The sequence below is a fragment of the Cognatundibacterium griseum genome (assembly GCF_014284195.1).
Lineage (GTDB): Bacteria > Pseudomonadota > Gammaproteobacteria > Burkholderiales > Burkholderiaceae_D > Undibacterium > Undibacterium griseum.
In genome coordinates, this window is sequence record NZ_JACOGC010000001.1 from 77,892 (window position 1) to 104,482 (window position 26,591).

At 54.7% G+C, this 26,591-nt stretch carries 22 protein-coding genes; 9 read left to right on the top strand and 13 right to left on the bottom strand.

What is annotated here, in order from left to right; all coding sequences use genetic code 11:
- Positions 1-71 precede the first annotated feature (71 nt).
- The gene (locus tag H8K27_RS00320) at positions 72-2,117 is read left to right on the top strand and encodes a sensor histidine kinase (protein WP_186861257.1); all 2,046 of its coding nucleotides are present in this window, start codon (positions 72-74) and stop codon (positions 2,115-2,117) included.
- A 94-nt stretch (positions 2,118-2,211) separates the two neighbouring features.
- Entirely contained in the window at positions 2,212-2,922 is a 711-nt protein-coding gene (locus H8K27_RS00325) for a riboflavin synthase subunit alpha (RefSeq protein WP_186861258.1), read from the top strand.
- 67 nt (positions 2,923-2,989) lie between these two features.
- Here the strand turns inward: H8K27_RS00325 and pcaC are convergent, their stop codons facing one another.
- A complete protein-coding gene (gene pcaC / locus H8K27_RS00330; RefSeq protein WP_186861259.1) occupies positions 2,990-3,370 on the bottom strand; it encodes a 4-carboxymuconolactone decarboxylase in 381 nt (126 codons plus the stop codon).
- Between the two features lie 341 nt (positions 3,371-3,711).
- Here pcaC and H8K27_RS00335 point away from each other — a divergent pair, with 341 nt between their 5' ends.
- Positions 3,712-5,223, top strand: coding sequence for an HD domain-containing phosphohydrolase (locus H8K27_RS00335; protein WP_186861260.1), 1,512 nt, complete (start codon positions 3,712-3,714; stop codon positions 5,221-5,223).
- Between the two features lie 41 nt (positions 5,224-5,264).
- Here H8K27_RS00335 and H8K27_RS00340 read toward each other — a convergent pair whose 3' ends face one another.
- Together H8K27_RS00340 and H8K27_RS00345 are read right to left on the bottom strand one after the other, a co-directional pair.
- Entirely contained in the window at positions 5,265-7,247 is a 1,983-nt protein-coding gene (locus tag H8K27_RS00340; RefSeq protein WP_186861261.1) for a GAF domain-containing sensor histidine kinase, read from the bottom strand.
- 110 nt (positions 7,248-7,357) lie between these two features.
- Positions 7,358-7,816 (bottom strand): Lrp/AsnC ligand binding domain-containing protein, encoded by a 459-nt coding sequence (locus H8K27_RS00345; protein WP_162019528.1) that lies wholly within the window; start codon positions 7,814-7,816, stop codon positions 7,358-7,360.
- A gap of 150 nt (positions 7,817-7,966) precedes the next feature.
- On the opposite strand from H8K27_RS00345, the gene putA reads away from it, so the two are divergent.
- The 5 genes from putA (at position 7,967) to H8K27_RS00370 (ending at position 16,507) form a co-directional block, all read left to right on the top strand.
- Positions 7,967-11,626 (top strand): trifunctional transcriptional regulator/proline dehydrogenase/L-glutamate gamma-semialdehyde dehydrogenase, encoded by a 3,660-nt coding sequence (gene putA, locus H8K27_RS00350; RefSeq protein ID WP_186861262.1) that lies wholly within the window; start codon positions 7,967-7,969, stop codon positions 11,624-11,626.
- A gap of 300 nt (positions 11,627-11,926) precedes the next feature.
- Positions 11,927-12,955, top strand: coding sequence for an HTH-type transcriptional regulator GntR (gntR, locus tag H8K27_RS00355; protein WP_186861263.1), 1,029 nt, complete (start codon positions 11,927-11,929; stop codon positions 12,953-12,955).
- Between the two features lie 253 nt (positions 12,956-13,208).
- The gene (locus H8K27_RS00360; protein ID WP_329604322.1) at positions 13,209-13,754 is read left to right on the top strand and encodes a gluconokinase; all 546 of its coding nucleotides are present in this window, start codon (positions 13,209-13,211) and stop codon (positions 13,752-13,754) included.
- A gap of 130 nt (positions 13,755-13,884) precedes the next feature.
- Positions 13,885-15,189 carry an MFS transporter gene (locus H8K27_RS00365; protein ID WP_186861264.1) on the top strand — a complete coding sequence of 435 codons (1,305 nt, stop codon included), beginning with the start codon at positions 13,885-13,887 and terminating at the stop codon, positions 15,187-15,189.
- A gap of 238 nt (positions 15,190-15,427) precedes the next feature.
- Complete coding sequence (locus H8K27_RS00370) at positions 15,428-16,507, top strand: porin (RefSeq protein ID WP_186861265.1); 1,080 nt, start codon at positions 15,428-15,430, stop codon at positions 16,505-16,507.
- Between the two features lie 438 nt (positions 16,508-16,945).
- Here H8K27_RS00370 and H8K27_RS00375 read toward each other — a convergent pair whose 3' ends face one another.
- The 6 genes from H8K27_RS00375 to glpK all read right to left on the bottom strand — a co-directional run bounded on the left by H8K27_RS00375 (position 16,946) and on the right by glpK (position 23,622).
- On the bottom strand, positions 16,946-17,416 hold the full coding sequence (locus H8K27_RS00375) for a GNAT family N-acetyltransferase (RefSeq protein ID WP_186861266.1): 471 nt from the start codon (positions 17,414-17,416) through the stop codon (positions 16,946-16,948).
- 1,167 nt (positions 17,417-18,583) lie between these two features.
- Positions 18,584-19,711 carry a hypothetical protein gene (locus H8K27_RS00380; protein ID WP_186861267.1) on the bottom strand — a complete coding sequence of 376 codons (1,128 nt, stop codon included), beginning with the start codon at positions 19,709-19,711 and terminating at the stop codon, positions 18,584-18,586.
- 55 nt (positions 19,712-19,766) lie between these two features.
- On the bottom strand, positions 19,767-20,984 hold the full coding sequence (locus H8K27_RS00385; protein ID WP_186861268.1) for a BtaA family protein: 1,218 nt from the start codon (positions 20,982-20,984) through the stop codon (positions 19,767-19,769).
- Positions 20,985-21,090: 106 nt separating this feature from the next.
- Positions 21,091-21,477 carry a hypothetical protein gene (locus H8K27_RS00390; RefSeq protein WP_186861269.1) on the bottom strand — a complete coding sequence of 129 codons (387 nt, stop codon included), beginning with the start codon at positions 21,475-21,477 and terminating at the stop codon, positions 21,091-21,093.
- A gap of 73 nt (positions 21,478-21,550) precedes the next feature.
- A complete protein-coding gene (locus H8K27_RS00395; RefSeq protein ID WP_186861270.1) occupies positions 21,551-22,084 on the bottom strand; it encodes an SRPBCC family protein in 534 nt (177 codons plus the stop codon).
- A 68-nt stretch (positions 22,085-22,152) separates the two neighbouring features.
- Positions 22,153-23,622: a glycerol kinase GlpK gene (gene glpK, locus H8K27_RS00400; protein ID WP_186861271.1), complete on the bottom strand. Its 1,470-nt coding sequence runs from the start codon at positions 23,620-23,622 to the stop codon at positions 22,153-22,155.
- Positions 23,623-23,739: 117 nt separating this feature from the next.
- On the opposite strand from glpK, the gene H8K27_RS00405 reads away from it, so the two are divergent.
- Positions 23,740-24,054: a hypothetical protein gene (locus H8K27_RS00405; protein WP_186861272.1), complete on the top strand. Its 315-nt coding sequence runs from the start codon at positions 23,740-23,742 to the stop codon at positions 24,052-24,054.
- Between the two features lie 11 nt (positions 24,055-24,065).
- On the opposite strand, the gene H8K27_RS00410 is transcribed toward H8K27_RS00405, so the two are convergent.
- From H8K27_RS00410 to H8K27_RS00425, 4 genes are all read right to left on the bottom strand, one after another.
- A complete protein-coding gene (locus H8K27_RS00410) occupies positions 24,066-24,509 on the bottom strand; it encodes an FKBP-type peptidyl-prolyl cis-trans isomerase (RefSeq protein ID WP_186861273.1) in 444 nt (147 codons plus the stop codon).
- A gap of 37 nt (positions 24,510-24,546) precedes the next feature.
- Positions 24,547-24,825 (bottom strand): hypothetical protein, encoded by a 279-nt coding sequence (locus tag H8K27_RS00415; protein WP_186861274.1) that lies wholly within the window; start codon positions 24,823-24,825, stop codon positions 24,547-24,549.
- A complete protein-coding gene (locus H8K27_RS00420; RefSeq protein WP_186861275.1) occupies positions 24,825-25,556 on the bottom strand; it encodes a substrate-binding periplasmic protein in 732 nt (243 codons plus the stop codon). The genes H8K27_RS00415 and H8K27_RS00420 overlap by 1 nt, the downstream gene beginning before the upstream one ends.
- An 81-nt stretch (positions 25,557-25,637) precedes the next feature.
- The gene (locus tag H8K27_RS00425) at positions 25,638-26,531 is read right to left on the bottom strand and encodes a LysR family transcriptional regulator (RefSeq protein ID WP_186861276.1); all 894 of its coding nucleotides are present in this window, start codon (positions 26,529-26,531) and stop codon (positions 25,638-25,640) included.
- Positions 26,532-26,591 lie beyond the last annotated feature (60 nt).

Here is a 26,591-nt window from a genome sequence, read left to right on the forward strand (position 1 = left end):
AAAATTGATAGGCTGCGGTATATGAAATGCGTTGCCACCGGCTCATAACGGAACAGAATTTATTCAGAACCATGCGACCAGCGACCTCTCACTACCCTCTGTGGCGCCTGCTGACAGTCCTGATGTTCCTGCTGTCTGGCATCAGTTTCCATGCCAATGCTGACGTGCTCAGGCTGGATAACCAAGAGGTGCAGATATCGCTGCAATCTCATTTTCAGCTGCTGGAAGATAAAACCGGCACACTGGATATCCGGGATATCCTGAAACCGGAAATCAACCAGCGTTTCAGTCCCGTGTCCGGCAATCTCAGCGCCGGCTACACCAATTCCGTGTTCTGGCTGCGACTGGACCTGCAGCGCACACAGGAAAACACCATCAGGAACTGGATGCTGGAAATCACGCCGGTCATGCTGGATGATATTCGCCTGTACCAGCAAGCGCCGGACGGCAGCATCCGGATGCGCCGGGCCGGTGACCGGATTCCGTTTTCCGAACAGGAAATCCGGTTTCACTACCCGGTTTTTCCCCTGGAACTCGATGACACTGCAGTCACCACCGTGTATCTGCGGATACAGAGCACCAGCTCGGTGTTCCTGAGGGCAACCCTGTGGGCACGGGACCGGTTTGCAGAATCGTCTAATTACACATCCAATCTGATGGGTGTGTATTACGGCATCATGCTGGCGATGATCATCTACAACGCACTGCTGATGACCAGTTACCGTGATATTTCCATGCTGCATTACCTGATGCTGTCATGCAGCACACTGATCGCCGGAATGAGCGTAAATGGACACCTGGCGATGTATGTCGCGCCGGACTGGCCGTGGCTGGTCGATATGGTACCTGCGTTATTCTCGCAGGTTATTGTGCTGAGTTCATCGCTGTTCATCTGCAGCTTTCTGCATCTGCGGACGGCGATGCCAAAAGTCTACCTGCTGTTCCGCACGATCCAGTTTTGCGTGCTGGTACTGATAGGCTTTATTCTGGCCGGCTATAACCCGCAGGTTGCTGCGATTGCACAGGCCATCGGTTTGTTGCAGCTACTGTTGTTTCTGCCGGTTTGTCTGCTGTCCGGCCTGCGCGGCTATGCGCCGGGTTACATCGCACTGGCAGCGTCTGCGGCGTGGATTTCCGGCGTGTCGCTGGTGCCGTTGCGCAACCTCGGCATTCTCGAACCCAGCTGGATCACCGATTACAGCTTCCAGATCGGTTCTGCGATCGAAGTGATTTTGCTGGCACTGGCGCAGGCTTACCGCATCAGTCTGATCAAGAAAGAAAGCTCCAGGGTGCAAAAGCAAATGCTCAGGCTGTCGCAACAGGCCGAATCCGAACTGGAAGAAAAAGTGCAGCTGCGGACCGCAGAACTGGACGAAGCAGTGCTGCGGCTGGAAGTGCTGGACAAGCAGAAAAATGAATTTCTCGGCATCGCCGCGCATGACCTGAAAAACCCGCTGACCAGCATCATCGGCATGAGCAAGTTACTGCTCAATATGGGACACCAGCTGTCAGAACCGCAAAAACAGCAGTACTGCGAGCGGATCAGCACCAGCGGCGAACGCATGATGCATATCGTGACGAATCTGCTGGATGTGAATGCGCTGGAATCCGGCCAGCTGAATTTGTCGCCGGAAACGATCGATCTGGGCAAACTGCTCAATGAAACCGCGCAGCAATATGAAGAGATGCTGAAAGCCAAAGAACTCCGTGCCGTGATCCACGCTGACTGCACCGTGATGATCCGGGGCGATGTCGGTGCCTGCACCCGCATCATTGATAACCTGCTGTCCAATGCCATCAAGTTTTCGCCGCCCGGCAGGCATATCTGGCTGCATCTGAGCGAGCAGGGCGGCATGGGGCGACTGGAAATCAAGGATGAAGGTCCCGGCCTGTCTGCAGAAGACCAGACACATTTATTCACCAAGTTTTCGCGCCTGTCCCCGACCCCGACAGCGGGAGAACATTCCAGCGGGCTGGGTTTATCGATCGTTAAAAAACTCAGCGAAGCGCAGGAAGGGCGGGTTCATTGTGTCAGCACGCCGGGACAGGGCGCGGCATTCATCGTCGAACTGCCGCTGGCCATGATCGGTCCGGCGACGCTCTTCAATCCTGCCTGAAAACGCGATACGGCAACGCTGCGCGGCGTTCTGCCCCGCATCGGGGTGATTACTTTACAATCACGTCTGATTTCAAATTTTGATCGGCAATTTTATGTTCACAGGCATTGTTCAGGGCGTTGCCCATATCGCAGACATCAAAGACCTGCCGGGCTTGCGCAGCTTCCGTATTGAATTTCCCGAAGGCTTTGCCAAAGACCTGGAGATCGGTGCCAGCGTCGCTGTCGACGGCGTCTGCCTGACGGTCACCCAGTTGCACGGCGCAAACGCTGCCGATTTCGATGTGATGCAGCAAAGCCTGAATATCACCACGCTGGGCAGCTATGCAGAAAACAGCCGGGTCAACGTGGAGCGCGCCGCGCGCGATGGCGCTGAAATCGGCGGCCATCCTTTGTCCGGCCATGTGGATTTCACCGCCCGGCTCGCGGCCATCCGTCAGACCGACAATAATTATGTGCTGCGCATTGCCGTCCCGCCCGAATGGCTGCGCTACATCTTCGCCAAGGGCTATATCGCCGTCAACGGCGCCAGCCTGACCATTGCCGAAGTCAACCGTGCTGAAAGCTGGTTTGAGATCTGGCTGATTCCGGAAACCCTGCGCATGACCGTGTTTGCAGAAAAAACCGTGGGTGCCGCGCTGAACATCGAAATCGAACGCAGTACCCAGGTGATTGTCGATACCGTGCAAACCATACTGAGCGACACGCTTGGTCCGCTGCTGCCCGCGCTGGAAACCCTGCTGCAACAACAGGGTGTGGACAGCAGCCGGCTGTCCGGTCTGCTGGGAATCGGTAAAAAACCGTAATCACTCAAGCCACCGCCGCACTCTGCGCTGCAGAACTGTGCAACACATCAGTACCAGACGGGCAGAATTAAGCAATCTGCCCCATTTCCTTCAGCACCTCGTGCGCGGAACGGAACGCATCAATCGCCAGCGGCATACCGCAGTACACGCTGGCATGCAGCAAGACTTCCTGAATTTCCTTCATGCTGGCACCATTATTCACCGCTCCGCGCACATGGCCTTTGATTTCATGCGCCCGGCCCAGTGCCGTCAGCATGGAGATGGTCACCAGGCTGCGGGTTTTGAGTTCCAGCCCGTCGCGGCACCAGACCGTGCCCCAGGCATTGCGCGTTACAAACTCCTGTAACGGTGCTGTAAATGCATCGTTCTGGCTGAATGCCCGGGCAACAAACTCCTCCCCCATGACCTGTTTGCGAATCTGCAGGCCATCTTCAAATTGCTGATCCATGAATTTTTTCCTCTGCTGGTTGATTGAATCGCCTTATCTTAAAGTGATCGTCCGCGCTTCGGCAAATAGTGCTGACACTCAAATTTTCCACGCAGGAATGTTGCAGATAGTAAAAACCGGTAAAAAGGGCTTTTAAAAATGCACCGGACTGACGCAAAATGATCCCGATCAGGCGGAGTGCCGCAAGGGCAGCACATCTGGTGTGACAAGGCGCGATAACAACGGCAGACCGGTTTTGCGCCCACTCTGGTTAAATTCCTGTGTCTGCTTTCATAGCCAGCGGCTAGAATGAAAAAAGATCCGCTATTTTTTCAGCACTGTTTGAACAGATCGGAACAAACATGTCCTTCCTGAAGCAGGAAACACCGCGACTCCCTCCTTGGAAAGTATTGCTGGTGGATGATGAGCCAGATGTCCATGACGTGACCAAACTGACCCTGAGCCGCTTCCGGCTGGACGGGCGGGCGCTGGCATTTCTGGATGCCTACAGCGGCAAAGAGGCAAAAGAAATTCTGGCACGCGAACAGGATATCGCGCTGGTGTTTCTCGACGTGGTGATGGAAAACGATCATGCCGGGCTGGAAGTCGCACGCTGGCTGCGGCAGGATCAGGGCAATCATTTCACCCGCATCGTTCTGCGCACCGGCCAGCCGGGCCAGGCGCCGGAAGAAAGCGTCATTGTGGAATACGACATCAATGACTATAAGGAAAAAACCGAGCTCGACCGCAAAAAACTGTTCACCACCACCTTTGCCGCCCTGCGTGGCTACCGCGACATCATGACAGTTGAAGAGGCGCGCCGCTTCCAGTCCACCTACCGCGAGGGGCTGGAAAGAGTCATCGAAGCCTCCAGCCATATTTTTAAACAGCGCAATCTGTATGATTTTGCGCATGGCCTGCTGCAGCAGGTGGTCGCCCTGCTGCAGCTTGAAAACAGCATGCTGGTCAGATTGCGCGGGGCTTCGGGCATTTCGGAAGAAAATAAATACGAAGTCATTGCCCGCATCGGTGACATGGAAAATGAAGAGCCGATTTTTACGCCGGAATTATTGACGCAGCTGAACGAAACCTGCATTAACCGCATCTCGCGCCTGTACGGTGATACCTATGTCGGCTACTTCCCGAACAACAGCGGCAAAACCTCGCTGCTGGTGCTGCAGGGTGTGCATGATGTGTCTGAAGTTGATGCCAAATTGCTGGAAATTTTCTCGTCCGGCGTGGCGATTGCGTTCGACAATATTCTCTTGAATCAGGAAATCACCGATACTCAGGGTGAGCTGATCATGCGTCTCGGCGATGTGGTGGAGTCGCGCTCCCACGAAGCCGGTAACCACGTGCGCCGTATGGCGGAAGTCTGTTATCTGCTGGCCACCGAATCCGGCATGGACAACGACCATGCCGCCATCCTGCGGCAGGCGGCGCCCATGCATGACATCGGTAAAATTGCAACACCGGACGCCGTGCTGCTGAAACCGGGTAAGCTGAATGCCGAAGAATGGGAAATCATGAAGCAGCATCCGGATGTCGGCATGTCGATTCTGGGCGGTTCACAGCGCCCTATCCTGCACGCCGCCGCCGTCATCGCTCACCAGCACCATGAAAAATTCGACGGCAGCGGCTATCCGCAAGGGCTGAAGGGCGAGGAAATTCATCCGTTTGCACGCATCGTCGCCGTCGCCGATGTGTTCGATGCCCTGATTCAGAAACGCTGCTACAAGCCCGCATGGCCGATTGAAGACGTGTTAAAACATTTGCAGGAAGTCGCCGGCACGCATCTTGATCCTCAGTACGTGCATATCCTGATCCGGCATGTGGATCAGGCGCTGGCGATCAATACCATGTATCCCGATTAAACCGGGCGGACAACAACGGTGCTGAACTTGCACCGGGAGTGTTATGCCATTCCATCCGGCCTGCCGGCGCCTGAAGCAGACGGAGGGACTGTCCGGATACGGGGAAACTGCATCTCGTAAGTCAGCCCCTGTCCCGGGCTGCTGCTGGCATTCAGGGTTCCGCCCAGCGGGCCGGTCACCAGATTGTAGGAAATATGCGCGCCAAGTCCGCTGCCGCCCTGGCCGCGTTTGGTGGTGTAAAACGGCTCAAATAATTTTTCCAGCGCGGCCTGGCTCATACCAACACCGTCATCGGCATACCTCATGTGCACATTGTCCTGCTCCGCATGTGCACGAATCAGAATATGCCCCTCATCGCGCCCTTCAAAACCGTGCATCAGTGAATTGGTGAGCATGTTGGTCAGTATCTGCGAAACTGCTCCGGGATAAGTCCGCATCAGGATGCCGGGCGGACAGTCGATCTGCACCTTGTACTGATGACCTTTCAGCTTCGGCTGCAGCGACAGCAGCACTTCATCCAGATAGGCGCGCAGATCGAATTCGCGGATACTTTCCGAAGACTGGTCCACCGCAACCTGCTTGAAGCTTCTGACCAGCGCCGCGCCGCGCAGACAGTTGGTCATCAGAATCCGCAGCGACTGGTCCAGCACATCAAAAAATGCGTTCAGACCGGATTCATCGAGGCGTTCCTGTTCCAGTTCCTTGCGCACCAGCGCCAGCTCCTCCACGATATGACTGGCGGCTGTCACGCAGATTCCCAGCGGCGTATTGATCTCATGCGCAACGCCGGCCACCAGACGTCCTAATGACGCCAGCCGGTCCTGATCCACCAATTCTTTTTGCGCCTTTTTCAGCGCGGTCAGCATCTGGTTCAGCGCATCATTTTGCAGTTTCAGCTGTTCTTTGGCGACCCGGTTATTTTCATCGGCCTTCATTCTGGCAAACGCCGCCGCCACATGATGCGCGACAAATGCAATCAGGTCTTTATCCGCTTCGGAATACGTCACGGCTGCATCGTAGCTTTGCAGGATGATGACGCCATATACGGCATCACCGACAATCAGCGGCGCGCCGATCCAGCTATAGACGGCCAGACTCCCCAATGCCAGGATCGTGCCGTTATCGATCATTTCCAGTAACTGTGCGCGGTTGATCAGCTGCGTCTGCCGGTTCTGTATTACATACGAAGTCATTCCCGAGCCGAGCGGAAAACGCTTTCCCAGTGCGCTGTTTCCATCGACTTCATCGACGGAATATTCGATGCTGAATTCCTGGCTGTCTTCATGAAACAGCGCCACCATAAAATTTTTGGAAGGCACCAGCTGGCTGATGATTTCATGCAGGCGGGAGAATTTCCGGTCGTCTTCCGATGCCTGCACCGATAATTCTGCAATCTGGAACAACACTCTTTGCAGGGTCTCGGCTTTTTTGCGCTCCTCAATTTCGTGTTCCAGCATCAGGGTGCGTTCCCGCACAGCCTGCTCCAGCCGGTCAACGCTGAACAAGCTTTGCAGTGCCGCCGAGACATGCGCAGCAATCAGTCCGAAAATTTTCTGGTCTTCTTCGGTGTAAATATGGGTAGGGTCATAGCTCTGCACCACCATCACGCCGAGCGACTGGCGCTGATGATCCAGCAGGGGATGTCCCATCCAGTGTTCCGCACGGGTGCCCGTGCCCCAGGTTTTGTTTTCCCTTTCACGGGCCGCATCTTCCTCGGCCGTCATCACCAGGGGCCGGCGATTCAGGATAACCCAGGCGGTCGGGGATGCTTCCGGTGAGTCCAGCGGAAAGCGCTGTTCCGGATCAAGCGGCGTATCGAATTCATCGACTTCATACACATAGCGCACGCTGTGCGTGGCATGGTCGAATAAAGCCACATAAAAATTGGCCGCATACATGATGCGGCCGGTGATCTGATGGACAGACTGCAAAAAACTGACAATATCGCTGCAGGCAGCAGACAGTCTGCTGATTTCCAGCACCGCATTCTGTACGGCTTCGAGTCTTTCCAGTCGTTTTTTCATGGGTGTTTCACTATCGAGACACGCCGGATATTTTTTCCGGCGGCATACCAACAATGTCCATGTTCAGTGTACTGCAGATCAGCGCGCCGCTTTGACTGTCGCGGGAAAATTTATTTGATCGGCAGGCAGCTGGTGTTTTTGACTTCTTCCATCACGGCATAGGTGTGCGTTTCGCGCACGCCGCTCAGCTGCAGCAAGGATTTGCCGAGAAAATCACGATAGGCATTCATGTCTTTGACCCGTGCTTTCACGAGATAGTCGAAGCCGCCCGCCACCATGTGACATTCGAGCACTTCGGGAATCGCCTGCACGCCGCGCCGGAATGCGTCAAACACGTCGGGAGTCGTGCGGTCGAGCACGACTTCGATAAATACCAGCAGCGCCACATCCAGCAGATGCGGGTTCAGTTGTGCGGTATAACCGAGGATGTAACCAGATTCCTGCAGTTTGCGCACACGTTCCAGACAGGCGGCAGGAGAGAGGTTAACCCGTGTCGCCAGTTCTACGTTACTGATGCGGCCATCATTTTGTAATTCGGCCAGAATTCTTTTACTGATTTTGTCGAGCATAAGAAGTCAAAAATTGATCAGAATGGGATTAATAAAATTCGGGATTATTTTCTCACAAAAAAGAAAATTTCGATATGTGTTCAGATTTCCAGAATTAATCATCAAAGAGCATCTATACAATGAAATCATATTTGTTCTCATTATTCTTCTATGGATGCAACTTCTGTGCCTAACACTTCCAAGCCATTTTCCGCTCTGCAGACAGAGCTGCTGCCCGACCAGGGAACTCTCAGAACGGCGATTACCGCTGCATACCGCCGGGATGAAAGCGAGGCCGTGCAATGGCTGTTAAATGCAGTCAATCCTTATCCCTCGTTACAAAAAGATGTTGCGCAACTGGCACACACGCTGGTCACTTCGGTGCGCCAGCAACGTACGCGGGCTTCCGGGGTGGATGCGCTGATGCACGAATTTTCGCTGTCATCGGAAGAAGGTGTGGCACTGATGTGTCTGGCAGAAGCCCTGTTGCGGATTCCCGATCATGAGACGGCAAACCGGCTGATTGCCGACAAAATCAGCCGCGGCGACTGGCGCAAACATCTGGGTGAATCGCCGTCGCTGTTTGTGAATGCTGCAACCTGGGGCTTGCTGGTGACCGGCAAGCTGGTCGCCACCAACAGCGAACAGGGACTTGGCGCAGCGCTGACCCGTCTGATCGCCAAAGGCGGCGAACCGCTGATCCGCAAAGGGGTCGATCTGGCGATGCGGATGCTGGGCAACCAGTTCGTGACCGGCCAGACCATCGAAGAAGCGCTGAAAAACAGCCAGGATAATGAGAAACGCGGCTATCGCTATTCCTACGATATGCTGGGCGAAGCGGCACTGACCGCCAGGGACGCCGCTTTTTATTATCAGGCTTACGAAACCGCGATTCATGCCATCGGCAAGGCATCGGCCGGACGCGGCATCAAGGACGGCCCGGGTATTTCGGTCAAGCTGTCGGCACTGCATCCGCGTTACAGCCGCGCGCAGCGTGAGCGCACCATGAGCGAACTGTTGCCGCTGCTGAAAAAACTGCTGCTGCTCGCCAAACACTACAACATCGGCCTCAATATCGATGCCGAAGAAACCGACCGGCTGGAATTGTCGCTGGATCTGATGGAAGCGCTGGCATTCGATGCCGATCTCAAAGGTTTTGAGGGCATCGGCTTTGTGGTGCAGGCCTATCAGAAACGCTGCCCGTTTGTGATCGATTATCTGGTCGATCTGGCGCGCCGCAGCGGCAGCCGTTTCATGATCCGTCTGGTCAAAGGCGCTTACTGGGATGCCGAAATCAAGCGGGCTCAGGTTGATGGCATGGACGGTTATCCGGTCTATACACGCAAGGTGTACACCGATCTGTCTTACCTGACCTGCGCGCAGAGATTGCTGGCAGCGACCGATGTGATTTATCCACAGTTCGCCACCCATAATGCACTGACCTTGTCCACCATTTACACCTGGGCGCAATCCGCCGACATCACCGACTATGAATTCCAGTGCCTGCATGGCATGGGAGAGACGCTGTACGATCAGGTGGTCGGCAAAGACCGCCTGAATAAGCCCTGCCGTATTTATGCGCCCGTCGGTTCACACCAGACGCTGCTGGCTTATCTGGTGCGCCGTCTGCTGGAAAATGGTGCAAATTCGTCTTTTGTAAACCAGATTGTCGATGAAAGCATTTCCATCGAATCGCTGATCGCCGATCCGCTGGCTGTTTCGCGTGAACTCGGCGGGAAAGCGCACCCCGGGATTCCGCTGCCGCATGATCTGTATGGTCAGGAAAGAAAAAATTCTGCCGGACTGGATTTTTCCAACGAACTGACATTACAAAAAATTTCAGCGCATTTTGCTTCTGCGGCTGAACTCAAATGGCAGGCTGCGCCACTGCTCGCTGCTGGCAGCACCGCCAGCGCCAGCCATGCGGTTTTAAATCCCGCCAACCAGCTTGACCGGGTCGGTGAAGTGATTGAAGCCAACAGCCATGATGTGCAACAGGCGCTAGCCGATGCCGCGCATTTTGCGCTCGAATGGCAGACCACCGCACCTTCAGCCCGCGCCGCCTGTCTCAAAAAAGCAGCCGACCTGCTGGAAGCGCAAACGCTGGATTTCATGGGGCTCGCCATCCGCGAAGCCGGAAAATCCCTGCCGAACGCGCTGGCAGAAGTGCGCGAAGCGGTGGACTTCTTGCGCTATTACGCCGCCCAGATCGAATCGCATACCAACACCCAGGCTTTAGGTCCGGTGGTGTGCATCAGTCCGTGGAATTTTCCGCTGGCGATTTTCATGGGCGAAGTCAGTGCAGCGCTGGCTGCCGGTAATGTGGTGCTGGCAAAGCCGGCAGAACAGACGCCGCTGATTGCATTCCGTGCCGTGCAGGTGCTGCATGAAGCCGGCATACCGCGTGCGGCGCTGCAATTCCTGCCGGGCACCGGGGAAATCGTCGGTGCCGAACTGGTGGCAGATCATCGCGTTAAAGGAGTGATTTTTACGGGTTCCACGGAAGTCGCGCAGATCATCAACCGGACGCTGGCCAAACGCGCCGCTGCGGAAGGCATTGATATCCCGCTCATCGCCGAGACCGGCGGACAAAATGCCATGATCGTTGACAGCAGCGCCTTGCCGGAGCAGGTCGTCAACGATGTCCTGTCTTCCGCATTCGACAGCGCCGGCCAGCGTTGTTCCGCTTTACGGGTACTGTGCCTGCAGGAAGATATCGCCGATAAAACCATAGAAATGCTGCACGGTGCGATGCAGGAATTGCGCATCGGCCAGACCGACCGGCTGGCGACCGATATCGGCCCGGTGATTGACGCCGAAGCGCAGGGCAACCTGCTGAACCACATCCGCCACATGCGCGGCGTGGCCAAATCGTTTTACAGCCTGGAGCTGGGAGACGATTGCCGGCAGGGTACATTTGTCGCACCGACCGTCATGGAAATTGCGGATCTGTCGGAGCTGAAAAAAGAAGTGTTCGGCCCGGTACTGCATATCCTGCGTTTCCGCCGCGACCAGCTGGGACAACTGGTTGAGCAGATCAACGCGACCGGTTTCGGCCTGACGCTCGGTATTCATTCACGTATCGACGAAACCATCCATTTCATCACCAGCCGCGCCCACGTCGGGAATATGTATGTGAACCGCAATATCGTCGGTGCAGTGGTCGGCGTGCAGCCATTCGGCGGTGAAGGAAAATCCGGCACCGGCCCGAAAGCCGGCGGCCCGCTATATCTGAAACGTCTGCAACGCACGGCCCAGACCGGTCTTGGCGGACATACCGTCTATGAACGCCAGACCCCTGCGGCGCTGAATGCGCTGATGGTGTGGGCAAATGCAGAGGGCCTGCAGAAAATTGCCGAACTGGGCGAACACTATGCGCATCAGAGTCCATACAAGATCACGCAGGTGCTGCCTGGTCCGACCGGTGAGAGAAACACCCTGTCTTTCGTACCGCGCGGCGCGGTTTTCTGTAGTGCAGACAAATTACCTTGTCTGGTGAATCAGCTTGCCGCCTGTCTCGCGACCGGAAATACCGCCGTGTTGCCGCCTGCTGCCATGACATTGCTGCCAGCCAGTCTGCCGGATGCCGTACGCGCGCATCTGCGTGCCGGTGAAGCCCAGCACTGCGGTGCGCAACTGGCTCTGATTGAAGGCAGTCAGCTGCATGCTTATCAGGCCGTGTTTGCCGCCATGGATGGCGCCATTGTCTCTGTCATCGAAACCAGCGACCACCAGGAAATTCCCTTGTGGCGACTGGTTGCCGAGCGTGCTTTGTGCGTCAATACCACCGCCGCTGGCGGTAACGCCAGTCTGATGGCAATGGCCAGCTGAGTATTGCCGGGCAGCTTGCCGGCATCGCGTTTCTCCAGACCCCGCAGTTGCGGGGTTTTTTTTATGAAAACACTGCCGCCGATTACGATGGGTAAAATCCGGATTCTGCGCTTACAATGCACAGGCTTTGAATCTGTGGTGCGCTGGATGCCGGATCAGCCATGACCCCGCAGATCATGCAAAATCGATTCTTTACGCGGTAGGTCGCCACAGGTGCGGATCGCAAGGATATGCGTTATCCGGGGTTTTCCCGCTGTTTGATGCACACTTAATGTTATCGCTAACATTTTTAAGATTGTTATGACCAAAATTCAGACTGCCAAAGGACGTGCCAGCGGTAAAATCACCCTCGCCGAAGTGGCTGCCAGGGCAGGGGTTGCCAGCATGACGGCGTCGCGGGCGATCAGTCAGCCGGAACGGGTTTCTGCCAGCCTGCGCCAGCGCGTGGAACAGGCCGTGGCTGAATTGGGTTACGTGCCAAACCGGGCAGCGCGGGCGCTGGCTTCGGCGCAGTCAAATGTGATCGCCGTGCTGGTGCCGTCGCTCTCGAATGCTGTGTTCACGGAAGTGCTGGCCGGCATTCAGGATGTGCTGGATGCGGATAATTATCAGCTGCTGATCGGAAATACCCGCTACTCCGATGCCGAAGAAGAAAAACTGCTGGGTATTTACCTGCAATCCAACCCGGATGGCATCCTGCTGTCGGGCATGACGCACAGCCCGCGGGTGGAACAAATGCTGCAGGCGTCGCAGATACCGGTGGTATCCATGATGGATCTGGCAGAGACCGGGCAGGCTTTTGCGGTGGGATTTTCCCAGTTTCAGGCGGGCTATACCATGACGCGCTACCTGCTGGACAAAGGGCACCGCCGTATCGGTTTCATGGGCGCACAGCTCGATGAACGAACGCTGAAACGCGCTGAAGGTTATCGCAAAGCCATGCGGGAATCTGGCCTGGAAGACAAGCGGCTGGAGGTCATGGTCAGCGATCCTTCCACCATCGCACTCGGTGCCGAACTGCTCGGCCGGATGTTGTCGGTAGCGCCGGATTGTGACGCGATTTTTTGCTGTAATGACGATCTGGCGCATGGCGCCATTTATCAATGCCAGCGGCGCGGCATTACTGTTCCTGACCAGATTGCCATTTGCGGCTTTAATGATTTGCCCGCTTCCGCCTGGATGAAACCTTCAGTCACCACCATCAGCACGCCGCGTTACCGGGTCGGATTCGAGGCTGCCAGCCTGTTACGCGCACTGATCCGCAAAGAAACCGTTCCTCAGACCCAGATCGATCTCGGATTTACCCTGATGGCACGCGAAAGTGCCTGAAAAACGACACTGCAGGATTGAGACTTAGCGCTCTGTATCCTGATTTTTTTCTGACTGCCAGAAACGTGCGCAGCCAGTATTTTCCTGCCTTTTGCATGGTTTTACTGCACATTTTCCGGGCACGTTGAGACCATGTTTATGCTGCTGTGCAGCATCAGATGTTCTTTACAAATTCCCGGCCGGGATTAAACTCCGGTTCAAATGTTAGCGCTAACAATAAAGCTAAGCAAATTGCTTCTTGAACGGAAATCTTGTGAATAACTGCTCTGAAACCCACTCTGCCGCCGCATCCGCCATTCCCCGCCGCTGGGTGATCATGGGCGTCTGCGGCTGTGGTAAAAGTGAAATCGGCCAGCGTCTGGCAAGCGCATTGGCAATCCCTTTCAGCGAAGGCGACAGCTATCACCCGCCTGCCAATATACAGAAAATGCAATCCGGAATTCCATTGACGGACACGGATCGCGCAGACTGGCTGCAGCAATTAAAGCAGCAGCTTGCCACTGCCCGGGACAATCATCAGAGCCTGGTCTTATCCTGCTCGGCGCTCAAGCGCGCTTATCGCGATCTGCTGCGTGAAGCAGATCCGGCGCTGGTATTCGTACATTTGCATGGTGAACGTGAACTGATCACAACCCGCATGCGTATGCGCAACGACCACTTCATGCCTTTATCGCTGCTCGACAGTCAGCTGGCTGACCTGCAGATGCTGCAGTCCGATGAAACCGGCCTGCGTCTGAATATCGAACAGCCGCCCGCAGCACTGATAGAGAACATCATCGACTGGACGGCTCGCAACTGAATATCCGCACATCTGATTTTTTTAATCGCTTTTATCCACACTGACGCGACTATTTGTTCTGGCCTGACCAGATCTTGCCTGAGTAAAACCAGACGCGCCGGCTTATAACAACTGATTCAAGGAGACACCCATGAATACACCGCAATCCACCAGCATTCCGCGACGACGCTGGGGTATCGGCGCACTGCTCGGTATCGGCGTGCTGATCAACTATATCGACCGTATCGGCCTGTCAGTTGCCGCGCCGCAGATTCAGGACTTGTTCAAACTGAGTTCTGTCGAAATGGGCTTGCTGTTCAGCGCATTTGCCTGGTCGTATGCGATTTTGCAGATTCCGGTCGGCATGGTGCTGGATAAATTCGGCCCCACCAAAGTCGGTCGCTACGGCGCCTTTTTATGGGGTATCGCTTCCACCATCACCGCCTTGTCCAGCGGTTTTGCGGGGATCTTTTTTGCGCGGATTCTGCTCGGCATTGCAGAAGCACCGGCGTTTCCGGTGAGTTCCAAGGCAACCGGTTACTGGTTTCCGCGCAAGGAGCGCGGGCTGGCAACCGCCATTTTTGATGCTGCCGCCAAGTTTTCCAATGTCATCGGCGTGCCGCTGGTGGCAGTGGTGGTAGTGAGTTTCGGCTGGCGCTGGGGCTTTGCGCTCACGGCTATGCTGAGTTTTATGTATTTTTTTGCTTTCCTGATTTTTTACCGTGATCCGAGCGCTGATCCGCATTTATCAAGGGCCGAGCTGGATTATATTCAGCAAGGCGGTGCAGCACCGGAAGGCAAGGCAGATAATGGCGCCATCGGCATGCTCGGCTATCTGCTGCGCCAGACCAAAGTCTGGGGCCTGACGATAGGCTTTGCGGCGTATGGTTATTCGTTTTACCTGTTCCTGACCTGGCTGCCGGGCTATCTGGTGCAAACCATGCACATGAGTATTCTGAAATCTGCCGGCTATGCGGCCATTCCCTGGGTATTTGCCACGCTGACGGATCTGTTCGTCGGTGGATGGCTGATCGATCACCTGATTTCACGTGGGTGTGATGAATCCAGAGTCCGCAAAACCGTGCTGATCATCGGTATGTTGTTTGGTCTGGCGGTATTCGGCGCCACTCAGACGGTGGATCCGGTCTGGGCGATTTTCTGGATTTCGATTGCACTCGGCGGTCTGGCTTCAGCCGCACCGGTCGGCTGGTCGCTGCCTTCGCTGATTGCACCGAAAGGCGGAGCCGGCACCATCGGCGGCATCATGAATTTTGTGAATAATCTCATGGGTGCCGCAGCGCCGATTGTCACCGGCTACATCGTCGGCGCCACCAATTCATTCACCAATGCTTTCTTTGTCGCCGGAATAATTTTACTGGTCGGCATTATTTCTTTCGTCTTCGTGCTTGGAAAAATCGAGCCGATTGCCGAACCGGCCGTCAGTCAGCACTCCTGATTGCCGGCTGTTGATCATCATCCGCACGTATTGCTGAGTCAGTACAGTGAATTAAACCACTGCGCAATCAGCAAATCCGGCGGATGCATCAGGTCCCGGCCAGGGGAACGTTGTGGCATGACAAAACAACGCGCCAGTCCTGGCCAGCTTTACCGCTTCTCACACTAAATGATTAACAACAGGTTCCGCAGGAGCCGGGGCTTCCTGCGTGCCTTTCCTTCGATAAAAGAGACACATCATGAAAAAAATTAAGCAACTCACCTGGATCACCGGAATCGGTTTCACCAGTCTGGCACTGTTCAGCCACGCTGCGCTGGCGCAAAGCGCCGTCACCATGTACGGCGTGATGGATGTGGGCGTATCAGTCGATCAGGGTGGCATCAATGGCAGCTCAGTGCGCCTCACCAGCGGTATGGCTACCCAGAGCCGCTGGGGTTTCCGTGGTACAGAAGACCTGGGCCAGGGCATGTCTGCCTTTTATGTGCTGGAAGGCGGCGTTCATGCCGATACCGGCGGTTCCACCCAAAACGGTACGCTGTTCGGACGCACCTCTGTTGTCGGTCTCAGTAATACGCTGGGCACGGTATCGCTCGGCTTGCAGGACACGCCTTATTTCACCACGCTCAACACCGTGGTGGACCCTTTGCGCAACGGTATTGCCCGCTCCAACAATCTGATGGCTGCCACCGGTTTCCGGGCCGGAAATTCCATTCTGGTCAGAAGCGCCAGCTTCGGCGGTTACAGCGCAGACCTGATGTATGCAGCGGGTGAAATCAGCGGCGATGTGCATGCTGCCAGTGCCATCGGCGGCTCTTTCGGTTACAGCCAGGGACCGTGGAATTGGCGGGTCGCTTACCACCTCAAGAACAATGACAATGCCAGTATCAAGAATACGGATTCTGCACGCAATTTCCTGATCGGCGCCAACTATGATTTCGGTGCGGCGAAACTGTATTTCGGCTATGCCATCGACCGCGGTCCGAACAGCGCCGCACTGAACAATACCGCCGCCAGCTTTGGCGGTGCCGCGCCCGTTGCCTCGACTGACAGTACCGACCTGCTGCTGGGAGTTTCGGTGCCTTTCGGTGCCAGCACCGTGGTTGCAAGCTATATCCGGAAAGATGATAAAACCACGCTGAATCAGGATGCGCAGCAATATGCACTGGCTTATATGTACGCGCTTTCCAAACGGACAGACATCTACACGTCGTATGCGCTGATCCGTAATCAGAACGGGGCGGCCTATACGGAAGGCAACAGCGAGGAACCCGGTCTCGGCAACAAGCAATTCACCATTGGCATGCGTCATCGTTTCTGATGTCGCTGTGAAGCTGTCGCAGTGCCTGTCACCGCTCATGCACGCTACTGGAAAGTTGCCGGATAACCGCATCGTTGCAAAAACGATCCTGGCTGATGCTTGAAAAATCCCGGCTGCAAGCACTGCGTTAAAAAGCCCTGCCTGACAAGGTAAGGGCTTTTTTTTATCCCCAATTTATACACAAATTCCTGTGGATAAGTACCAATAAGACTTGACAGAGCCTGACATTTTTCCCTTCAATTTCAAACGCATAGCCGCCTGAAACTGACTCCTAAATACCTGCAAAATCCTTTTTTCAGGAAAATATACTCCCCCTCAGTATATAAATTTCCCCTTTATATTTCTGGGGAATCAGCCAGATTTCTCATATACCCCCCCTTTTTTTATAAAAATCCGGGTTATTGCCCGTCTGTTGTCAGTCTGTTCACAAGGAATTTTTCAGGCGGTATGAATGCGGCCACGGCTCAGGAAGGGCGCCGCTCCCTGACTGGCCCAGAAAGCCGCTGCCTGTGGGTCGGCACTCAGCCAGCTGACTTCGATATGACTGAGCTGATGTTGTTGTGCATGCGCTTTTGCGGCACTGACCAGACGAGCCGCGCATCCCTGCCGGCGGGCTGCGACATGCACATCCAGATCCAGCAGACACAGATAAGGCTGCTGACTGAATTCCTGTTCCGGATAACGCACCTGGGCTGTCAGATACGCCAGCAACTGCCCATCTTCTTCAGCGAATAATCCCCAGCCCAGGCTGTCTCCGCTTTGCAATTTGTCACGCAGGAGACCTGCATATCCAGCTAAAGAAATCTGCGGCTGATACGCACTGTCCGTCTGCGCGCTTTCTGCAGCGCCGCGCAGCCACAGGCTGGCAATCATATCGGCATCTTGCACTTGCAATAAACGTAAATTCATCAGAAAAATCAGCGTAAAAAATTCATTCTCATCCCTGCTTACCGTCCTTAGTCTGATTCAGAATGCGATGCGCACAGCAGCCCCGCCCGCAGTGCTTGGCTTGTTGGTCCCGTCAACAGAAAACACTGCCGCAGCTGGCCAATTTCGATATTCTGAAACTGTTCCGGTCTGGTAAGTAACGGATTCTAAAGGAAATTCAGCGCGATGGTTTTTTCGCTGCCGCAGCTTGTGGATAGTGTTAACTTGAATAAGTTTATATATACATAGTGGTGATTGTTAACGGCCACTACTGACTGTGGATAACTAAGTAAACATCCACAGAATCATTGAATTAGCGCAAGGATAAACAGGTGAAAAAAGTCTGTATATCTGCATGATAAAAATTGGACAAAAATACGCATGGCGTCAGTTGTGTTTGTTGCGCACAAGCTATGTAGTGGATATCGCCGCACTTATCCACAATAAATATTTTCAAACTGTTGTTTTCAGGTTGTTTTTAGCCTGATTCCGGGCTGTTTTACGGTCTGATTCAGGAAATATCATCAGCCAGTGCATTACAAAAAGCACTTTAGTGCGACTCATTAGCTGGTTTGTGAGTTCATTGCGAGCTTGTCGGCAATCGCAAATCTGTTTTTTGGCAGAAGGACATGACATTCATCCGTCATGAATTAGTTCATGACCAGAATTTGGCAAAAGTCTGAAGTATTTTTTGCATGGCTTGTCAGGAACAGTCGTTTTACTGTGCCAGACGCAAACGGATTGTCAAAACGAATCCTGCGAACTTTCTTTTTGACGATGTCATTTTGAGGGTTTAACAAATTTCCAGATTTTGAGCTATACGAGAAAAAGCCGTTTTTTATAGTATTTAGTTTATATATACATAGTAGTAATAGTTAACGGCGCCATTTTTTGTGGATAACTCACTATTTATCCACGTAAACAATCGTTTAGCTGCAGGACAGGTCTTCGGATAATTTTTGTATGACTGGCGCATAGTTTCGGGATAAAAAAACAGGACATTGTCAAAAAAGGAGTTTTCCCCAAAACCGTCTGGGGATATGCAGCGCCTTATCCACAGGCTAAAGCATGCCTGAAATGACAAATTTGAGCATTTTGCCGGTATTGAATAGGTGTTTATTCGGGAGGATTGATGCTGATTCGCAGCGTTTATGCCAGTTTGTCAGCGCGTTTCAGCAAACCCGGCACCCATTGCTGGAATAGTTTTTCCCATAAGCGGATATATCTTTTGGGCCGGTTGGGCAGATGCCGGTCGTAGATTGCGGTGTATTCCAGTGCTGGAACGCCGCCGCGGGCCCGTTTAAACTGGCTGGCGCCGGAACTGTAATGCAGTCCGAGCTGGCGCTGGCGGGCTTCGTGCAGCAGCAATGCCATCAGGCGGCGGTATAAGCCGAGCTCCTGCGGCAGGCTGGTGTCGTAGCCGATCAATGGTGTCGTCAGCCAGTTGCTGCAGGATGGGGCATACAGACCCAGAATTCCGACCCAGCGGCCCTGCCAGCGCAGGGCTTTGAGTTCCAGGAAGCGTGTTTCCAGACACAGTTCAAAAAATGCCAGACTGAAATCCGGATTCAGGTAGGAATGTTTGTCGATGAATAATTGCCGGAACAGCTGGCGCAAGGCAGGCAGATCGCCGCTGGTCAGTTGATCCTGCGAAACGATTTCCACCTGACCGTCCTGCAGCAGACGGGCATCTTGTTTGACGTGATTATGTTTCCAGACAGTTTTTTGTTGCGGGTCGCACAGATAGATCATGCGTGCCGGCACCATGTTCCAGCCCAGCTGTTGCAGATGCTGCATCAGGCCGGGGGATACTTCCGGGCAGATATTGCGCATCATCAGTGGTCGTTGCGGGTGGCGGGTGCTCATGGCTTCTGTCATGCACTGCAACTCGGGATGGCTCCAGGCCGGATACAGGTTGGTCGATACCAGATGATTGCCGATGATGGCTGCCTGATCCAGCCTGCTTGCCTGTAGCAGCGCCGACAGCGGGCCGAAAATCAGGCAGGATCCGGCTTTCAGCAATGCGGATAATGGCGGCGACAACTGGCGCAGGGCTTCCTGGCGCGCATACCGCAACCAGGTGGAACGCGGGCTGGATACGTAGCTTTCCTGCCAGTCGCTGTCGTCCAGCAGGCTGACCGGATAAGGATGACCACCGATGTCGGCGGTCTGGATATCGCAATGGGTATTGCTGACCCAGTGGCTGCCGCCGCGTGAACGTGCGGTCAGCAACCACAGGGCATCGGCCACCATGCGTGGTGGTAAAGAGGTATTCAAATCAGCAGATATCAGAGTACGTATGGATGGTTGATCATTTCAAGGCCGGTGCTGTTCAGATTTTCTGATACAGATGCATGCCACCGTAAATGGCCGAACGGTCGGTCGCATACAGCGCCCGGTTGTGGGCTGGGTCGGTCTGCCAGGCAGCGAGCAGGGCCGCAGGCAGCTTGTCTTCCAGCGGCGAGGCGCTGCCGCCGGTGCGGAACACCACCTTGGCTCCCGGTGCCGCAGTGCGGGTGACTTCTTCCCACAAGGCGGTGATTTGCTGCTGATCCATCCAGTCCTGAGCATCCAGGAACAGATAGGCATCCATCGATGCACGCGGCTGGGTGCTGAGGAAATCAGTCAGGGTGGTGTGGTGTGCGTGCAGGCGGTCGATATTGCGGCGTAATGCTGGAAAATGCGCCTGCTGCAGATACATAGGCAGTGCGGTCTGTTTGCCGGTGTCGTAACGGCGGCCAAACGCCTGCTGGGCAAAGCAGTTCTGATCGAGCGGGAAATCGCAGGCCAGATGGCGCATTCTCTCCTTGAACAGGCTGTGCAAGCCGTCGTGGGCATCGTTTTTCAGGGCTTCAAACTGGGATGGCGGAATGCCGAGGCTGTACAGCGCCAGCGGTTGTCGCGCGATCAGCTTAAATAACGCGGTATCAAACGCCGGTGCGACGTAGCGTTCAAACAGGCTGGTTTGTTCCTGCAGATTGCGTGCTTCCAGCATTTTGCGCATGTCGCCGCCCATCATGCGGACGAAGACATGCGCAATGCCGATAAATTGTCCCAGCAGGCCGTGCTGATAAGCCTGATCGGTGAAGTAGTGGTAGCGCGGTTTGCCAGTCAGCGAGCGGCTTTCCCAGAAATTAGCTGCATCCTCCGAGAGATGCTGGCGGATATGACGCTTGTAACGTTTCAGATTGTCCGTCTGGTCGGCGTTACCGAGATAAGCGAGTACTGCATCGTAGTCGGGCAGATGCTTGATGGCCTGCTGTTTCATATTCAGCATTGCCAGATGCGCTGCATTCAGATCCACCGCATGCACGGCAGCAGGTTCCGCCGACAGATAAGCGAGCGCATTGCAGCCGCCGGATGAAATCGTCAGGATATTGGCGCCGGGACGCAACTGCAGCGCCTGCAGGTCGGATTGCGGATCTTCCCAGATCTGGGCATAGACCAGACGGCTGAACCAGTGAGCAAACAGTTTATCCGCAATGCCTTTGCGGCCAGCTGTGGTCGAATTGAAAACCGCGCTATCTATCAGTGCTTTGCTGGACATCATCGTCTCCGGCTATTGTTATAGATACGGAGACTGTAGGCGGCTCAGGTGACAGGCCGGTGACAGTTCAATGAAGTTTTCGTGAAAAACAGACTGCCTGGAAATAATCTTATGGTTCGTTTCCGTGGCGGATCGATAAACGACGTTTGCGGGCGCGGATGAACAGGAATAACTGGTAGGCAAAATACAGCGAAGCCAGTACCGGCATGGAGGCGACCAGCACAAACAGGGCTCCGGACAAAGGCACCGGCCCCGACCAGACCTGCGCTGCCGTCACCGGGATGGAGGGCCTGACTTTTTCCGGCTCCATGGTCGGAACATCGATCCGGACACCGGAAGCGGCTTGTGGCAAATCCTCGGGGGCAACCACGAATACCGACTGGGACGGCGTATTGGGCTGGCTGGCAGCCGGTTTGCCTGCTGCCGGGGTTGCCAGTGCAGAACAGGTGCCGCTGATCAGGCTGATGGCCAGCAACAGGGAAAACTTGAGTTTCATGAGAGTTAATAGCGAAATGATATGCGCCGCCCTGATGGCTGATTCTGCTGTTGTTGTGCGGGAATACCGGAAATCAGGGTGCCTGCTCCACGATTTTTCTGAGGTTTTTCAGACCGGCATCGAAATCGGAACCCACCATTCTATCCATAAATGGCTGAAATAGCTTCATCATCAGATTTCCTTCGGTGCTGCCCTCCATATCCCACAGTACAGTGCAACCATCACCGGTTTTTTCTATGCGCAGGGTACCGGTCGATGGTTTTCCCATGCCTTCGAAATGCAACTCATAAGCCAGTTCCCGATTGGCTACGGCGCTGGTAAAGCGCATGCCGCCGTTTCCCTGGGTTTTACTCTTCCATTCCCAGGCCGCGTTCTGGCCACTGTCCGGCCCGGAAAACTGCATCTGCATGGCTGGATCACGCTGATTCCAGACTGACCAGTTTTTCCACAAACGCGGCGTTGCGATCAGGGGATAGATTTTTTCCGGCGCCGCTTTGATCAGAATGCTGCGGCTGACGCTGTAATGATTCGGTTGCAGTAAGGCCAGACCGATGATGACCAGCACCAGCAGCAACAGAAAACCCAGTGTGTATCGAACCGCTTTCATTTTCGTCTCCCTGAAAAAAACGAAATCCACGCCGCTTACGCTGAACCCGGCTGCCTCTGTTTGTCCGGTCAGCGCACCCGCCCTACTGCGGTTTCCCAGTGTTGCATGAATTCCTGCGCCTGATCCCGGCTCATGGTCGGTAAAAACTGACGTTCAGTCTGCCACAGCGATGCGCATTCGTCGATATGGCTGAATATGCCGGCACCCAGTCCGGCCAGGCAGGCGGCACCCAGCGCGGTGGTTTCCGTGACTTGCGGCCGCACCACGGGAATACCCAGCAGGTTGGCCTGGAATTGCAGTAACAGATTATTGGCGGCCGCACCGCCATCGACGCGCAATTCTGTGATCGGACATACCGCATCTTTGATCATGGCCTGCAGTACGGCAGTGGTCTGGAAGGCGATGGATTCCAGGGCAGCACGGGCGATGTGCGCAACGGTGCTGCCGCGGCTGAGTCCGACAATCGCGGCTTTGGCGTCCGGCACCCAGTAAGGCGCGCCCAGTCCGGTAAATGCGGGCACAAACACCACGCCGCCGGAATCGGGAACGCTGGCCGCGAGCGCCTCCACATCCGGTGAATGCTGGATCGCCTTGAGCCCGTCCCGCAGCCATTGCACGACGGCGCCACCGATAAAAACACTGCCTTCCAGGGCGTATTGCGCCTGGTCTCCGGTCTGGCAAGCTGCTGTGGTGATCAGTCCGTTATGGGATGTGACCGGTTGTTGTCCGGTGTGCATTAGCATGAAACATCCGGTGCCATAGGTGTTTTTTGCCATGCCCGGCGTGAAGCAGGCTTGCCCGAACAGAGCGGCCTGCTGGTCACCGGCGATGCCGGCAATCGGAATCGGGCTGCCGAACAGATGTGTATCTCCGAAATGGTGGCTGGAAGGATGCACTTCCGGCAGGATCGCTGCCGGAATGCCGAATAATTCCAGCAAGGCTGTATCCCATTGCCCGGTATGGATATTGAACAACATGGTGCGGGAGGCATTGCTGCTGTCCGTCACATGCAGTTTGCCCTCGCTCAGTTGCCAGGCCAGCCAGGTATCGACCGTACCGAATGCAAGTTCACCCCGTTCTGCGCGCTGCATGGAGCCTGGCAGATGGTGCAGCAGCCACTGCAGCTTGCTGGCAGAGAAATACGGATCGAGAATCAGGCCGGTTTTTTCCCGGATGGTTTCAGCATGACCATCCGCCCGCAGCGCTTCGCAGATGCTGGCCGTGCGCCGGTCCTGCCAGACAATCGCGTTCGATAAAACCTGACCGGTTTGTTTATCCCACAGCAGGGTGGTTTCCCGTTGATTGGTAATGCCGATGGCAGCGATATCCTGCGCCTGCAAACCGGCGTTCCGCAACGCCTGGCGGGCAGTTGCAAACTGACTCAGCCAGATTTCCGCCGGATCATGTTCCACCCAGCCTGGCTGCGGGAATATCTGACGGAATTCCTGCTGTGCCGCTGCAACAATCTGCCCCTGGCGGTTAAAAATGATACTGCGCGAACTGGATGTTCCCTGATCCAGCGCTAACAGATAAGCCATAATTTTTCCTCAGGAAAAAAGACACTGCTAAAAAAGCAAATAATTGTAAAAAAATCAGGAAATTAATATATTTTTATGCTAATTTATTGCTGAATATTTAAACAGAAAGGTCATCTTGTGTCCGGAGTTATCAGTTTTTCGCTGTCCTTACTGGTGATGCTGTTGTTTGCTGCCGCCACCCGATGGAAATCCCGGCGCTTGATGAATCTGACTTTTGCGCTGATGGTGATATCGAGCCTGATCGGCTGGTATCAGTATATTTTCCCAGAAGGTCTTCAACCCCTGTTTTTCGTCGGCACGCTGGCGCTGGTGCTGGCGATTTCCTGTTTTTTCTATGTTGTCTACACATTTGATCCGGTGATACTGCGCGAAGAAGAGGCACGGTTGCCTTTTGCGCATACAGAAAGAGTACCGCATCGCATCATGAAATAAACTGCGGTGGTTTAGCGGATATCAATCAGCTCGATATCAAAAATCAGCGCCGCATTCGGCGGGATGATGCCGCCACCGGCGCCCCGTGCGCCGTAGGCCAGTTCCGGCGGAATAATCAGCGTCCGCTTGCCGCCGATTTTCATACCGGCAACGCCCTGATCCCATCCTTTGATGACTTTGCCCGACCCCAGCACAAAACTGAACGGCGGCCTGCCGCGTGAACTGTCAAACTGGTGACCGTGCTCCTTTGCTGCCAGCGGGTCATGCAGCCAGCCGGTGTAATGGACGACGGCTGTTTTGCCGGGCTGGATTTCTTCACCGTTACCGGTTTTCACATCGATTTTTTGCAGCCGGCTGCTGACTTCCTGGGTATCGCTTTGCATCTGTGCCATGACACTGCTGGCTGGCAGAATCAGACAGATGCTGAGCAATATGGCGGAAAGGGCAGATTTCATGGTGGATTCCTTCAATGACAGTACAGGGATTAAATATTCAGACAGAGGATTTATTTTTGGCACGCTGCAGGTTTTGTTCAAATGCCTGATCCAGCTTGCTGATTTTTTTGGGAGCCTGTTTTTCCAGGCTGTTGACGTAGCTGACAAAGTCGTCGATTTCCAGCGGTTCGCACAATACTTCAGGTGCCGGCTGGTCTCCGGTGCGACGCGTCAGAAAAAAGCGGCCATCGGCCATGCTGACCATCGCATAGATCTGCCCCTGGCTGCGTTCCTTGAGGCGTTGTACTGCGTGACTGGCTTTGGTTGAACGTGCCATTATCGGATTCCGTATTGACGTAAAATTTTTTCCATGGTGCCGTCGTTGTCGATGTCTTTATTGAGTTTATTGAACAGTTCAATCCGCTTTTTTTCCATATGAAGGTTGCACAGCATATTGAGTTCCATGGTTTTATACCGGATGGCCTGCACGATATCACCGGCATAACCTTGCTGGTGTGCGATATGCATACCGTGCAGCTCTGAAACGATCCAATAGTCGATACGTTTATTTACCAGCAGTCGCGGGTTTTCCTCATCTTCACCGGCAAATACAATGTGGTATCCCTGAGCCATCAGCTGCAGGCCGGTTGCAGCATTCTTATAAGAGCCGATGGTGTAGGGGCTGGCATCTTCAAGTTTTTTCAGAAGGCGGGTATCGTTTTTCCGGCCATATAAAACCCAGGTGTCGGTGGTCAGTGGGCCAACCCATTGATAGGAATTTTCCCGCTCCGGCGTACGGCGGAATGCAAACAGACAGGTGTTGTCCTCGCTTGATACCGCACTCAGTCCGCGGGCCAGTGAGGTGCTGCTGATCACGGGCGTCTCCCCGGCACGCTTCATGATTTCCATCATTTTTTCTGTTACGTAGCCGCGGATCTGCCCATCTTTATCCGTATAAGTGAAAGGTGCAAATTCCTGTATCAGCAAGCGGATATTTCCTGCACCAGCCGGAACAGGAGCAGCAGTGGTGATTGCCAGAAAAAGAGCCAGCGTGCGTGGATTGGACACGATCAGTTTCCCCGGAAGGTTCGGTCGAAATACGGCATCATAGCCGGGCATTGTAAACTGACTTGTCGTATCAATTACGGTTTATATCAATAATTGCCAGCATTGCCGGACCAACTGGAATGCGGCTGCAATCATGGCTTCATTTTTTCGTTTTTCCTGACAGATCAGGCTTAACTGGGTTTCCACGCTGACGGCGTCTGCAATCACCAGCCCATGCGCATGGGCTTCGCGGATCGCAATCGAATCCCGGATCAGGCTCAGACCTACGCCGGATTTGACGAGATCGAGCATTGACGGCTCCTGATCCACCAGCGCTACTTTATTCGGCGTCACGCCGAGCGTGGCAAAAATTTTACTCAGCAGGCGATGATGCGCCGATTCCGGCGGGGTCCAGATCCAGGGCAGCTGCGCCAGGCTCTCCCATGGCTGGCCCAGTACCCGGGTATGCCAGCCTCCGGGCGCCACCACGCGGTAAGTGAAATGGGTCAGTACCGTGCTGTGGCAGGGTGTTTTTCCATCGTCAGGGATCTCTCCGATATAAAAGCCGATATCCAGCGTTCCAGCCCGTATCTGTTGCAGCACCGAACCGGACATACCTTGTTGCAGGCGTGTCGACAATTGCGGATAGGTTTCGACCAGCCGTTTCAGGAACACGCCGAGGCGGGTAAATTCCGGATCGAGAATGGTGCCGATCGCCAGTTCGCCGCTGATGGTTGAATGCAGGGAATCTGCCGCCTGACGGAATTCGGTCACTGTGCCGAGCACACGTTCGGCATACGGCAGCAATTTCGCGCCGTCGTTGGTCAGACGCATGCCGCTGGCGCTGCGGCTGAACAGCTGCAGATTCAGGCTTTCCTGAAGTCCTTTGATCTGCAGGCTCACAGCGGGTTGCGTCAAATGAAGTTTTTCTGCCGCACGGGTCAGATTTCCTTCACGGGCGACGGTAACGAAAGAACGCAGCTGGACAATATCCATGACAGCTCCTGAACCGGAAAACCCGCATTGCGGGTGAATGCTTTATAAAAAATGCTTATA